The 12,814-nt window shown below is 40.4% G+C and carries 10 protein-coding genes; all 10 read left to right on the top strand.

The window, feature by feature from the left end; all coding sequences use genetic code 11:
* Positions 1-48: 48 nt before the first annotated feature.
* The 10 genes from QFZ72_RS24280 (at position 49) to QFZ72_RS24235 (ending at position 12,811) form a co-directional block, all read left to right on the top strand.
* Entirely contained in the window at positions 49-1,185 is a 1,137-nt protein-coding gene (locus tag QFZ72_RS24280; RefSeq protein WP_307438570.1) for a DUF445 domain-containing protein, read from the top strand.
* A 93-nt stretch (positions 1,186-1,278) separates the two neighbouring features.
* Complete coding sequence (locus QFZ72_RS24275) at positions 1,279-1,632, top strand: YlbF/YmcA family competence regulator (RefSeq protein ID WP_307438568.1); 354 nt, start codon at positions 1,279-1,281, stop codon at positions 1,630-1,632.
* Positions 1,633-2,090: 458 nt separating this feature from the next.
* A complete protein-coding gene (locus tag QFZ72_RS24270) occupies positions 2,091-2,957 on the top strand; it encodes a Cof-type HAD-IIB family hydrolase (protein WP_307438565.1) in 867 nt (288 codons plus the stop codon).
* Between the two features lie 369 nt (positions 2,958-3,326).
* Entirely contained in the window at positions 3,327-4,265 is a 939-nt protein-coding gene (locus QFZ72_RS24265; protein ID WP_307438563.1) for an FkbM family methyltransferase, read from the top strand.
* A gap of 349 nt (positions 4,266-4,614) precedes the next feature.
* Positions 4,615-5,094 (top strand): hypothetical protein, encoded by a 480-nt coding sequence (locus QFZ72_RS24260; RefSeq protein WP_307438561.1) that lies wholly within the window; start codon positions 4,615-4,617, stop codon positions 5,092-5,094.
* A gap of 118 nt (positions 5,095-5,212) precedes the next feature.
* Positions 5,213-5,941 (top strand): Cof-type HAD-IIB family hydrolase, encoded by a 729-nt coding sequence (locus tag QFZ72_RS24255; protein WP_307438559.1) that lies wholly within the window; start codon positions 5,213-5,215, stop codon positions 5,939-5,941.
* 336 nt (positions 5,942-6,277) lie between these two features.
* Positions 6,278-7,771 (top strand): coproporphyrinogen III oxidase, encoded by a 1,494-nt coding sequence (locus QFZ72_RS24250; protein ID WP_307438557.1) that lies wholly within the window; start codon positions 6,278-6,280, stop codon positions 7,769-7,771.
* 519 nt (positions 7,772-8,290) lie between these two features.
* Complete coding sequence (locus tag QFZ72_RS24245; protein ID WP_307438555.1) at positions 8,291-9,688, top strand: NucA/NucB deoxyribonuclease domain-containing protein; 1,398 nt, start codon at positions 8,291-8,293, stop codon at positions 9,686-9,688.
* A 395-nt stretch (positions 9,689-10,083) separates the two neighbouring features.
* Positions 10,084-11,643: a fatty acid--CoA ligase gene (locus QFZ72_RS24240; protein ID WP_307438553.1), complete on the top strand. Its 1,560-nt coding sequence runs from the start codon at positions 10,084-10,086 to the stop codon at positions 11,641-11,643.
* A 19-nt stretch (positions 11,644-11,662) separates the two neighbouring features.
* Positions 11,663-12,811, top strand: a complete 1,149-nt coding sequence (locus QFZ72_RS24235) for an acyl-CoA dehydrogenase family protein (protein ID WP_307438551.1) — start codon at positions 11,663-11,665, stop codon at positions 12,809-12,811.
* Positions 12,812-12,814: the final 3 nt, after the last annotated feature.

The raw sequence follows: 12,814 nt of genomic DNA, 5'->3' as shown, positions 1-12,814 counted from the left end.
ATAGTATGATAAATCAGGGAATCGGTGAGATTTGGAAGGCAGATGGATATGACTGGATTGACATTAATTTTGTTTATGGTAGCTATTGGAGCAGCAATTGGCGGAGTGACAAATCACCTTGCCATTAAGATGCTCTTCAAACCTCATAATGCGAAGTATATATTTGGAAAGAGAATTCCTTTTACACCTGGACTTATTCCAAAACGGCGCGAAGAACTTGCAGCTCAGATGGGGGAAATGGTTGTCGGGCATTTGCTTACCCCAGAGGGCATTCGAAAAAAACTCGCAAATGATGATTTTCATAAAACGGTGACATCATGGGTAAATAATGAAGCGAAACGGTTTATAAACAGTGAAAAAACAGTGACAGCATATGCTGCTGAAATTGGCATCACAGATTTGGATGGGAAAATTGAAACAAAGCTCAGTGAGATGATTGACTATAAATTGAAAGGGAAGGTTGAGCAATATCGGGGGCTTACTGTTAAAGAAGCATTACCTGCACACCTGAACGAAAAAATAGAGCAATCACTCCCTGCAGTTTCAGAATTTATTGTTCAGAAGGGCATCGACTATGTTCAGAGCGAAGAAGGAAAGCAGCGCATGAGAAGCATGATTGATGACTTTCTTGCAGAAAGAGGCATGCTCGGGGGAATGCTTCAAATGTTTTTAGGAAATACGAGCGTATTTGATAAGGTGCAGCCAGAAGTGCTGAAATTCCTTCGAAACGGTGAAACAAAAAGATTGCTTACTTCCATACTTGAAAAAGAGTGGAAGAGAATGAAAGACCTTAAACTGAAAAACTTTGAAGAAAAATTCAGTCTTGATGAGATACTGACTCTGACAAAGCAGGCAATTCTGAAGGAAATCGCGATCAAAGACAGGCTGAATGTTCCTGTTTCCCACTATTTACTCACTTATGCCGATTCGATCACACATGACTTTATTCCAAGAATGGTGAAATTGGCAGTTGAATACTTACAAAACAATATGGAAAAGATTCTTGGACAGATGCACCTTCAAGAGATTGTCAGAGAGCAGGTTCAATCTTTTTCTGTATCCAGACTTGAAGAAATGGTTCTCGGAATTTCGAGAAGGGAATTTACTATGATTACTTACCTCGGTGCATTACTTGGGGGAATCATTGGAGGTTTTCAGGCTATCGTCGTCATGCTTATCGGATAGAGAAATGGGCACAAAATGAAATTTGTTGAATAGTTTGTTATAGTTGTAGGGTGCTTTAAGGCACTGCGTGAAAAGATGTTAGGAGGAATACTTATGGCAGCGAATGTTTATGACTTAGGATATGATCTTGAGAAAGCACTTAGGGAAAGCGATGATTTTAAAACACTAAAGAGACTTTATGATGAAGTGAACGCTGATAATTCAGCACGCACTTTGTTTGAAAGCTTCAGGGATATTCAATTAAATCTTCAGCAAAAGCAAATGTCAGGCCAGGAAATTTCTCCTGAAGAAATTGAACAGGCACAAAAATCGGTTGCCCTTGTTCAGCAGCACGATAAGATTTCTAAGCTGATGGAAGCTGAACAGCGCATGAGCATGACAATAGCAGAATTGAATAAAATCATCATGAAGCCGCTTGAAGAGCTTTACGGCAGTCTTCAGCAGTAATATGGATAAACGGAGCGAAATAGATGCTCCGTTTTTTTTATGGGTGTACATCTTCAGCTAGTAAGTTGTGATTTTTTTCAGAATAAATCAAATAATAAAACGCTTTCATTTATTTATTAAAACCCCTTGTCAAAATAGACTTAACTTGCAATAATAAATGTAAGCGTTTTATTACACTTATTTAATGGTCTGCGATTATGGGGATAATCGCTTGAACCGTTCTGTCTTCGGAGTTTGCGGGTAACAGATTCCGGCACGTTCTACTGGGAGAAAGGTAAATATAGGGGTTTTCACTTATAGAAACAGCTCTGTGACTAAAATCACAGAGCTGTTTTCGTTTTTTAGAGGATTGTTTTCTAAATCACTTCACAGAGGATGGAGGTCATTTCGTTCTATTTCAGGATGAAGGGACATATCCTCATATTAGAAATCAGACATCAGGTGAAGGGGGATTCACAGTGATCTACCGACTACTAGCGTTAAATATTGATGGAACATTGCTTCGTTCCAACGGTCGACTTCAACCTTCTACAAGGGAAGCGGTCCATTATGTTCAAAAAAAGGGAGTCTACGTCACTCTCGTTACAAGCCGCCATTTTCAGACGGCCAAAAAACTTGCAAAAGCGCTTAAGATAAACAATATTTTGATTACGCACAGCGGTGCGTTCATTTCCGATAAAGTTGACAGATCTTTTTATGAAAATAGAATATCCGAGGAAAAAACATTTAACCTTGTTCAAGTGCTTGAAACATTTGATTGCAACGTCCGAATCGTGCATGAGCGTTTTTCGCTCGGAAACCGGAAGAAAGTATCATCAAATATCGTAGGAAAAACATTGTTAAGCCCATCGGATCCTTTGTTTTATCCAGTCCAGTTTGTTGATTCACTTGGTGAAAACTTAAGAGATGAACCGCTCTCAGCTCCAAAGATTGAAGTGTACTTTTCAGAAGAACATGAATGCAGAGAGGTTGAAAAGCTCCTTTCTGACTCGTTCGAAGGCATTACAATAAGGGGGAAAAACCAAACAGTACTTGAAATTACAGCGAAAGGCGTTTCAAAGGAGAACGGCTTAAGGGTGCTCGGTCAGCATTTAAACATTCTGCCTGAAGAAATGGTTGCAATTGGAGACGCGGATGATGATAAAGAAATGATTGAGATGGCCGGTCTTGGAGTAGCGATGGGGAACGCGCCAAATCATGTAAAAAAAGCTGCTGACTGGATTACCAGAAATAACGATGATCAGGGCGTTTCATACATGGTAAAAGAACATTTCAGAAAGCAGCATCGGATTGAGTTTTTAGATGAATTGAAGGTTGATCGATAAAAATAGATCACAGCTTATTAGGAGAGCTTTAAGGGAGAAAACATCAAAATACAGGGAAAACGGGTCCTAAATTGCAAAGCAATTTGTATCCGTTTTTTTGTTGTTTCGGGGTATCACTCACTCTCAATGAATACGTAAAACCCTGAGTTGGCGTGTATCGTGGAATCAAAGAACCTTCAAAGATCAGGATAAGGTCGAAAAGAGCCCGACTGCCCGCAGTCTTGAAAAAGGAAGCAAAGATATTAGCCAATAACTGAACATCCCGCCCCTTTAAGCTAATTGTAAATTCTATGTTAATCTGTATCCTTTTACAAAGGATTTTTATAGATTAATAAGAAGATATAAGGATGCTGAAAAAGGAGGACCATCATGATAAACAAAGCAGCTGTACGAAAGCCGTTTCTTATGAAAATGTGGGAGCATTACCCGAAGCTTTGGAAGGGTTTAATTGATTTTGGAATACTGATGAAATACAGAACATTGGATATCAGCAAACTTCCAGACAAAATTGTGCTGCCGTCCTCAACCGTTCTTTTTGTCGATGCAAAGGAGAATCGGGGCAGAGCTCTGCTGATCAGCGGGGGAGTAACACAAAAGAGGCTTCTTTCTTTTTGGCAGCAGGCTGTTGAAACAGTGAAGCCGGACTATATCATTGATATTGGCGTCAACTACGGCGAATGTATTTTCTCAGTGATCTATCCAAAACATACAAAGATTTATGGAATTGAAGCAAACCGAAACCTGCTTACATATATCAGCCAATCCCGGGATGCTCATCCGAATTATTCACAAATCAGGATTGTTCATGCTTTTGCTTCCGATTCAGACGGAGAAGATAAACTCTTTTTTATAGATAATCATTGGTCAGGCACATCTTCAGCTTCCTATATGCCTGCGCATCAAATGGTAGACGAGGTCTCAATCAAGACAATAACAGTTGATTCATTATTTAAAAAGGACATGGAAAATGAAACGGTTCTTTTTAAAGTTGATGTGGAGGGATATGAGGCTTTCGTTTTAAAGGGAATGAAGCAATTATTTGAAAAAAGCCGTTCAGTTCTTGGTTTTATTGAATTCAACAGTGAGTATTTTGAAAAGTCAGGGGTAGACCCGAATCACTTTTTCGAGTATCTCAATCAATATTTTACCATTTATATTTATAAAGAGAATGACGATATTGTAAAAGTAAATTCACTCAAAATAGAAAAACTCCATGAAATGTTCGGATCTCATTATGTTCATACAGATCTTATCTTGGCGACAGATGAAGAAATGGCAGATTCATTAACAGGGAATGGAAAGAGCTGATGCATACAGCTCTTTTTTTTTGAGATTTTTGTATTCTTATAAAAAACAATCTATGCAAAAACAGTCATTGTTCAAAAGTACGAGAAGGTATTTCCGTTTTTATTTAGAAATAATAAGGTATATATTTTTTCTAGAGAGATAAGAAAGTATAAATTTTTGCGCATTGATGTCTAGCTCCACCGCCCAACTCCTCGGACAGAGCAAATTAGTCAAAAAAGTCAAATCCGACTTTTCTGACTGATTCTTATCTGCCATGCCTTAAGCTAAACGGGCGCTTGCGCTTTTCTTATCATGTACGGAGGCAATCACACTATTCCTTGGTCATTAACTAAAGAAAGAAGGGAAAGAGATGAAAGGGGACTTCTTTTCAAATTACGAAAAGTATATTATTGTGCCGCTCGAAGTACAAAATGCTAATCAAGAATTTAATCCAGGCGAGTATCAATCGCACTTTATTCTTACACTGTCCCTTTATGATTCACTTATCTCAAATTGGAGTGAAGCTGGCAAATTCGAGATTGAAATAGGAATGGACCTTGAAAAGGTTCTTGAAGATTTTAACCGTAAACATGGGGATAGTTATCATCTGCAAGTTCTCGAACTGGATCATGAAAAGCCATATTTTGTTTTGGCTTTCTCAAGTAAAGCCAAAATTGCGAGTGAAGAAGCCGAAGACCGAATTTCCTATGTGTTAGAGATCCTGCTTTCAAATCACTTTTATGTCGGGCAAAGCTGGTACAGGCTGATTGGCGATAAAGGGAGAATTAAACGCCAGCTTTTCAGCTACTCTATTAAAGAGTACTTTGCAATGGAATCCGCTAATGTTTAATGAATAATAAATCTGTTTTAACAAGCAACATAAGACAGCAGCAGGCATTCATTTGGTTTATCAGCCGGGAAAATGATATTCTATGTAAAGAGCTGACAAGGTATAGGAGGATTTTTACATGAATATTAAACTTATTGCACTTGATATGGATGGAACACTGCTGAATGAAAAAAAAGAAATTTCAGAAGCAAATCGAAATGCGATCAGAGACGCTGAAGCTCGGGGCATACATGTAGTGATAAGCACCGGCAGAAGCATGGCAACACTGAGGGATCTTGCTAAGTCACTCAGCTTATCTTCTTATTTGGTAACTGTAAATGGAAGCGAGATTTGGGATGAGCATGGGGAACTTGTAGAGAGGAATATTGTCCATAATGATTTGATGACATGGATGTTCGACCTTTCTAAAGCACATAAAACGGGCTATTGGGCAACGAGCACAGAAAGAGTATTCTTCAATGAAATGCCAGAGGACTTAAGCACTTATCAGTGGCTGAAGTTTGGATACGAAATTGAAGATGACAAAGCACGGGAGACCATTTTAAATGAGCTCCGCAGCAGAGGAGAATTTGAAATCACCAATTCAAGTCCTACAAACCTCGAGGTGAATGCAATTGGAATCAATAAAGCCAAAGGCATTGAGAAGGTATGCGGCCTGCTCGGCATTACAATGGAAAACGTGATGGCCTGCGGCGACAGTATGAATGACCTGGCGATGATTAAAGAAGCCGGTCTGGGTATTGCCATGGGAAATGCACAGGAGATCGTCAAAGAAGCAGCAGACTGGGTCACTTTGTCAAATGATGAAGACGGAGTTGCAGAAGCAATTAAAAAATACGTGCTGTAAATTGGGAGCAGATGGCGTTTAGCCATCTGCTTTTTACCTTTTTCGGCTAAAAAAGATGATTTCAGCTAAATCATAAGATTTGCAAATAAATGCAGCAATTATTGGCTAAAACAAAAAAGCCGTTAGCTAATAAAACCTTTGAAATGGCTAAATGAATCAGAAAAACCGCTATAAAAACTTAAGTTTTCGCTAATAAAAATGTCATTTTCGCTAAATGGCCAGCTGCATTTGGAGCAGGCTCACTGCTTGCGTCTCTGCTTTTCTAAATTGACCATAAGCTCCAGGTTTTGTACACTTAAGGAAGTTTTGAATCTAAAAGAAGATAAGGTGAGAGTCTTGCGTTTTAATATAAATGGCATAAGTGATGAACGATTTTATCGTCCGCTGCAGTTAATTTCAAATTTGTTTTATGAAGAAACAGAGCTGAAGTTTGAAGAGTCAGAAGCGGACCTCAGCATCGTTTTTGAAATAGAAGTAAATAACGGCAACATCAGTGTCCGCGGAACTTTGTCTGATATGAAAGGATATGAACAAGCGGCATCGCACGAAAAAATAATTCCAGCTGACCAGAGTGAAAAAGAAACATTCAAAGCGGTCAAACATTCACTTGTTTTTGTGCATCTGAACCTGCTTCAGGAATACACTGGCATCATTCAGCAGTGGGGGATTTTAACGGGCATACGTCCAACAAAGCTTCTTCATAAAAAATTGCGTGAAGGCATGTCAAAAGAAGAAGCGCATAAAATGCTGAAGGAAGAATATTTAATTTCAGACGAAAAAATTCAGCTGATGCAGCGGATCGTAGACAGGCAGCTTAGCGTTGTGCCTGATTTATATGACCTTTCAAAAGAAGTGAGCATTTATATTGGAATCCCGTTCTGTCCTACTAAATGTGCTTACTGCACCTTCCCGGCATATGCAATCGGCGGAAGACAGGGATCTGTCGATTCATTTCTCGGCGGACTGCATTATGAAATCCGGGAGATGGGAACATGGCTGAAAGAGAAAAACATTAAAATCACGACTGTATATTATGGCGGAGGAACTCCAACCAGCATTACGGCAGAAGAAATGGATATGCTGTATGAGGAAATGAACGCAGCTTTTCCCGGTGTGGATAAAATCCGTGAACTGACAGTAGAAGCAGGCCGTCCGGATACAATTACTGAGGACAAACTGAACGTGTTAAAGAAATGGAATATTGACCGAATCAGCATCAATCCTCAATCATATATTGACGAAACATTAAAAGCCATCGGCCGGCATCATTCTGTTCAGGAGACCATTGATAAATTTCATTTAGCACGCCAAATGGGCATGAACAATATTAATATGGACTTGATTATAGGACTGCCAGGTGAAGGAATTAAAGAATTTGATTATACTCTATCGGAAACAGAAAAATTGATGCCTGAATCCTTAACGGTTCATACCCTGTCCTTTAAACGCGCATCGGAAATGACAAGAAATAAACAAAAGTACAAAGTAGCAGGCCGTAAAGAAATCGAAGAAATGATGGAACATGCTGTCAAATGGACAGATGAGCACGGCTATACACCATACTACTTGTACCGTCAAAAAAACATCCTTGGAAATCTTGAAAATGTCGGCTATGCTCTTGAAGGCCAGGACAGCATTTATAACATTATGATCATGGAGGAGCAGCAATCCATCATTGGCATCGGATGCGGCGCTGCAAGCAAATTCATTCATCCTGAAACAGGTAAAATTACGCAATTTGCGAACCCGAAGGATCCAAAATCCTATAACGACAGCTTTGAGCATTATACAGAAGCGAAAATTAAGATTCTGGAAGAAATGTTTGGGTGATCTGAATATAAGAGGCTTTCCCGTGGGGGAGAGCTTCTTTTTTATGGATTTTTAATGAAGCTGAAAAATTAGATATAATTTAGAGCCTTTATTTCACTTTTGAAAAGGATTGGGGCAGTTAGTATTTTTTACTTAACATGAAAGAAAGTATAGTATATTAGTTCACTTTCAAAATGAATAGAATTATCCATCGTTTTAATGAAAGAATTAGTATATGGTAGAAATAGGCAAGGGCAGAAAAAAACAAAATTGGAAGAATCTTTCTTTAGGAAAGGAAAAAGCGGCGGCCGTCAAAATAGTGACTATCATAATAGAGCTTTTTTTCTTTCGGATTGAGCATTTTTTGAATGCATTCTTTTGATTATGGCGGATTTCTCCCTTATAAGAATTTGCTTATTTTTCATCATATGTACGGCATCTAGTATTTACAGCTTACAAGACATGAGGCCGTGCAGAGAGCTATCATTTGTCGTATCTATATCGTATTGTGCCCAGGACATCAGATATGGAGGTAGGAGAATGAAGAAAAGATCGTATTGGCTATCCGTTGCCCTGATTCTGACGTTAGTGTTTAGTTTTTTAGTCCCTCCGGAGTCGATTGAGGCCAAACAGAATCAAGTGTCAGACGTCGAAGGTACGAGTAAACTAGAATCCTCGGAAAGTAAACCGCAGATGTATTTTATCCCGACTAGTGACCCGAAAAAAGCTGATGAAGTGAGGAAACAGCTTGAGCGAGGTAAATCTCCAAAAGAACTGGGTCTGATTTCTGAACAACAGCATGCACAAAGAAAACAAACCTTGCAGCAAATGGCATCTGAAGCTGCAAAAAGTAAAAAAATCTATCCGGTAAGTGTGGACAATTTTAAAACGGCAGCTGAAGGGGACGATTGGACTCCGCCTGCTTTTGAGTATGATGATATACAATTTGATGCATGTGTTGAGAACGATCAATCATCTGAAGGCTGGATCAAAAACCACTATTCGTATTGCTGGTCCAATTATATTGTGTACTCCGATCCAGTTGGATGCGGTCCCAGCCCATTCCCGTTCTTTTGCGATTGGGTATCATTTAGACTGACCGTCATTGGCAATAGTATGAATGGGGCGCGAACCGTCTTCTACAATTATACAGTAGACGACATTCAAATGGATTTTGACAGTAAAGGCTGGATCGGTTCTAAAGTATCCGTCAGTATCAAGTGTGACGGCATCTCTGAGAACCGCGATTGTTTAGGGGATGATTCACCAGACACTCGAACTTTGGCTCAATGGAAATCAAATGATGATGGGTCAACCTTATTTGATTCAGATCCGCCGCCAATTACTGCAGGCAATAAGGATCAAATAAGCTATATGGACCTGTGGCCGAGAGTGACAGTCGACCCCCCGGGCAATAAATACCCGGCGATTACCAATGATGGACCTAAAGAGAAGATTCGTATGGACTCAGCTGATTACCTGTTTGTGTTCAATCCTAATTTCTTTCCAAAAGAAGGGGCGGTTTTTGCTAACGTCCAACCGGTTTTCTTTTATGATATGAATAATCCTTACTTTAGTGTTATGAAGGAAGCCTTTCAACATCATAAGGACGCACTTACATCCCCAGGAAGCTTAATCCCGGGGGTAGAAGGAAGGCCGCCTCTCACTCGGTTGTATTCCAAATATGATCCTGCGCAATATGCAGCTAATAGAAAAGCCAAAGATGCAGCCTGTTCCAAACTAAGTAAGCCTGAAGGGTATGAATGTGACGAATTTCCGTTTGCCAGCACTTATGAAGGGGCCGGGGCGGGAGATGGAAGATTTTCAGTGCGGTATATTCCAAGAGCAGCTAACAATACTCATGGACGCTGGCTTGGCGCATGGTACGCTTATGATCGAATTTTACACAAAGATCCGTTCTATATCGGATTTAAATAGTATAATTGAAACGGTTTACGCTGGAAGAGGCATGATAGAAAAAGTGAGCAAAGTGTAACGAGTTCCGTTTAGAGGGTCAAAACAGTAAATCGCATAGAATGTAACACACCATTTATCATGAAATGGTGTGTTTTTTTAGTTCAATTATAATGTAAGGCTTTTTTAATTGGTCTGTAAGTATTCAATTTTTAGTTTTATAGGTCTGTTTTTGGAGCTTCTTTAAAAAAGAGGAGGGGTCTTTTTCCTTTGGTTTAATCATAAATCATATTTAACAATACCTTTTATTGATATAATGAAGGAATTTTCTGATAAAAGATGAATGTTAATAAAGGGATTAAATAATGAAGCATTTCTGCCCTTTTTGTAAACGCTTTCTATCTGAAGGAGGAGTTTCTATGTATTCAACGATTGGACGAGTATTTGATTTGACTGCTGACAAGTTCCCTGCAAAGGAAGCCATTTATGATGTCCGGAGAGGAATTAGATGGACTTATTCAGAGTGGCAAAAAGAAGTGAATAAGCTTGCGAATGCGTTTTTAGAAGCAGGCGTTAAAAAAGGTGACCGGATTTCAACGTATTTATTTAATACGATTGAGCTCGCAACGGCTTATTTTGCAAGCGCCAAAATCGGTGCGGTCATCAATCCAATCAACTTCAGGCTGAAAGCTCAGGAGGTAGCATACATTTTAAACGATGCAAAGCCTTCCTTAGTTCTGTTTGAAAGGGCACTCGAGCAGCAAATCAGCGAAATTCAATCACAGTTTGAAGATATTTCCTTCTGGTTCATTGATGGTGAACCGCCATCATATGCTTTAAGCTATCACGAGAAAGTTAAGCATTCAAGCGATAGACTCAGTGATCTTGAAGTAACTGAAAATGACCTATATGCGATCATGTACACGAGCGGTACGACGGGGCGCCCGAAAGGAGTACTTCATCGTCACCGGGATATGATTGAGCAGAATCATGTTTGTATTGCTGCAAAAAGGCTGACAAAGGATGACCGCGGTTTAGTGGCAGCACCGATGTTTCACTGTGCCGAGCTGCACTGCTGTTTCCTTCCGCGCGTCCAAGTTGGAGGAAGCAATGTCATTCTTCATCATTTTGAGCCGGAGCTTGTGCTTCAGCTTATAGAAGAAGAAAATATCACCGTTTTCTTTGGAGCTCCAACGATGTGGAACATGATGCTTCAGGAAAAAATTGAAACGTACAATCTAACTTCCCTGAGACTAGGTTTGTACGGAGCAGCCCCAATGGCACCGGCTCTAGTCAAGCTGTGCAAGGAAAAGCTCGGAACCGACCTTATCCAGGCTTATGGCATGACAGAGATGGGGCCTGCTGTAACCTTCCTGTCAGAGGATGAGCAGCTCACTAAGGTAGGCTCTGCGGGAAAGGTGTGCTTTGGGCATGAGCTGCGGATTGTAAAGCCCAATGAGAATGGACCATCAGAACCTGATGATCTTCTGCAGCCGGGACAGGTTGGTGAAATTATCGTAAAGGGACCTTGCATGATGGCAGGCTATTTCAATATGAAAGATGCATCAGAAAAGGCGCTGTACAAAGGCTGGTATCATTCAGGGGATTTAGGATATTTGGATCATGACGGGTTTTTATATGTGGCTGACCGAGTAGATGACATGATCATAAGCGGCGGAGAAAACGTGTACCCGAGGGAAGTTGAGGATGTTTTATTTGAGCATAAAGGTGTCCTGGATGCAGCTGTTTTAGGAGAGCCGCACGAGAAATGGGGAGAATGCGTAACTGCCTTTATCGTCAGAAAAGATTTGAATTTAACAGAACAAGAGCTTGATGAATTCTGCAAGTCGAGCGATAAGCTTGCGCCGTATAAAAGACCGCGCAAATATCATTTTGTAGAGGCGCTGCCAAGAAACGCAAGCGGCAAAATACAAAAATTTCTTTTAAGAGAAAAGCTCGCAGAACAGCCGAGCGCATAATACAGGGGGTTTGAGTGAAATGCCGGCAGCTTACTTGCAAAAAGAGCATCAAATTTTCCGTGAAGCACTGAGAAAATTTCTTCAAAAAGAAGCAGTGCCATACTACGACCAGTGGGAAAAAGCAGGAATGGTTCCGCGTGAACTGTGGATCAAAATGGGAGAGCAGGGCTTTTTGTGTCCCTGGACAGATGAGAAATATGGCGGATCAGGAGTAGATTTTGCCTATTCCGTCATTATAAACGAAGAGCTTGAAAAAGTGGGGGGAAGCCTGATCGGGATCAGCCTTCATAACGATATCGTCGTGCCGTATTTTGATTCTTACGGAACGGAAGAGCTGAAGCAGAGATTCCTGCCGACTTGTGTGACGGGAGAAACCATTACAGCCATTGCAATGACAGAGCCAGGGGCAGGGTCAGATCTCTCTGCAGTAAAAACGACAGCTAGTAAACAAGGAGACTACTATATTTTAAATGGAGAGAAGACATTCATTACGAATGGAATCTGTGCTGATTTAATTGTTGTAGTCTGCAAAACGGACACAAAGTCAGTGCCTGCTCACAAAGGAATCAGCCTTCTCGTCGTTGAAAGAGATACACCTGGCTTTAAAAGAGGGAGAAAACTAGAGAAAGTAGGTTTGCACGCCCAGGATACAGCAGAGCTCATATTTGAGGATGCAAAAGTGCCTGCAGCAAACCTTTTAGGAGAAGAAGGCAAAGGGTTCTATTACTTAATGGATAAGCTGCAGCAAGAGCGTCTCCTTGTAGCAATCGGAGCACAGACTTCTGCTGAGAGAATGCTTGCGATCGCCAAGCAATACACAAAGCAAAGAAAGGCGTTTGGAAAATCAATAAGCGATTTTCAGACCGTTCAGTTTCGCCTGGCAGAAATGGCAACGGAAATAGAAATTGGCCGTACCTTTTTAGATTCTGTCATTGAAGAGCATATATCAGGCAAAAATGCTGTTACACGTGTTTCCATGGCGAAGTACTGGATTACGGATATGGCGAAAAAAGTAGCGTCAGAGGTCATGCAGCTGCATGGGGGATACGGATATATGGAAGAATACGAGATTGCCAGACGATATCGGGATATTCCTGTTTCAGCCATTTACGCCGGAACAAATGAAATCATGAAAACCATCATCGTAAAAAATTTAGATTTAGCTTAATCC

Origin of the sequence: Bacillus sp. V2I10 (genome assembly GCF_030817055.1) — a bacterium.
Classification (GTDB): domain Bacteria; phylum Bacillota; class Bacilli; order Bacillales; family Bacillaceae; genus Bacillus_P.
The sequence above is the reverse complement of the archived record's forward strand: the minus strand, read 5'-3'. Positions and strand labels throughout refer to the sequence as shown.

Excerpts from the sequence above, each read along its gene's own strand:
- QFZ72_RS24235 (WP_307438551.1), top strand. The coding sequence starts at position 11,663 with ATGCCGGCAGCTTACTTGCAAAAAGAGCATCAAATTTTCCGTGAAGCA.
- QFZ72_RS24275 (WP_307438568.1), top strand. The coding sequence starts at position 1,279 with ATGGCAGCGAATGTTTATGACTTAGGATATGATCTTGAGAAAGCACTT.
- QFZ72_RS24265 (WP_307438563.1), top strand. The coding sequence starts at position 3,327 with ATGATAAACAAAGCAGCTGTACGAAAGCCGTTTCTTATGAAAATGTGG.
- QFZ72_RS24260 (WP_307438561.1), top strand. The coding sequence starts at position 4,615 with ATGAAAGGGGACTTCTTTTCAAATTACGAAAAGTATATTATTGTGCCG.
- QFZ72_RS24240 (WP_307438553.1), top strand. The coding sequence starts at position 10,084 with ATGTATTCAACGATTGGACGAGTATTTGATTTGACTGCTGACAAGTTC.
- QFZ72_RS24245 (WP_307438555.1), top strand. The coding sequence starts at position 8,291 with ATGAAGAAAAGATCGTATTGGCTATCCGTTGCCCTGATTCTGACGTTA.
- QFZ72_RS24255 (WP_307438559.1), top strand. The coding sequence starts at position 5,213 with ATGAATATTAAACTTATTGCACTTGATATGGATGGAACACTGCTGAAT.
- QFZ72_RS24280 (WP_307438570.1), top strand. The coding sequence starts at position 49 with ATGACTGGATTGACATTAATTTTGTTTATGGTAGCTATTGGAGCAGCA.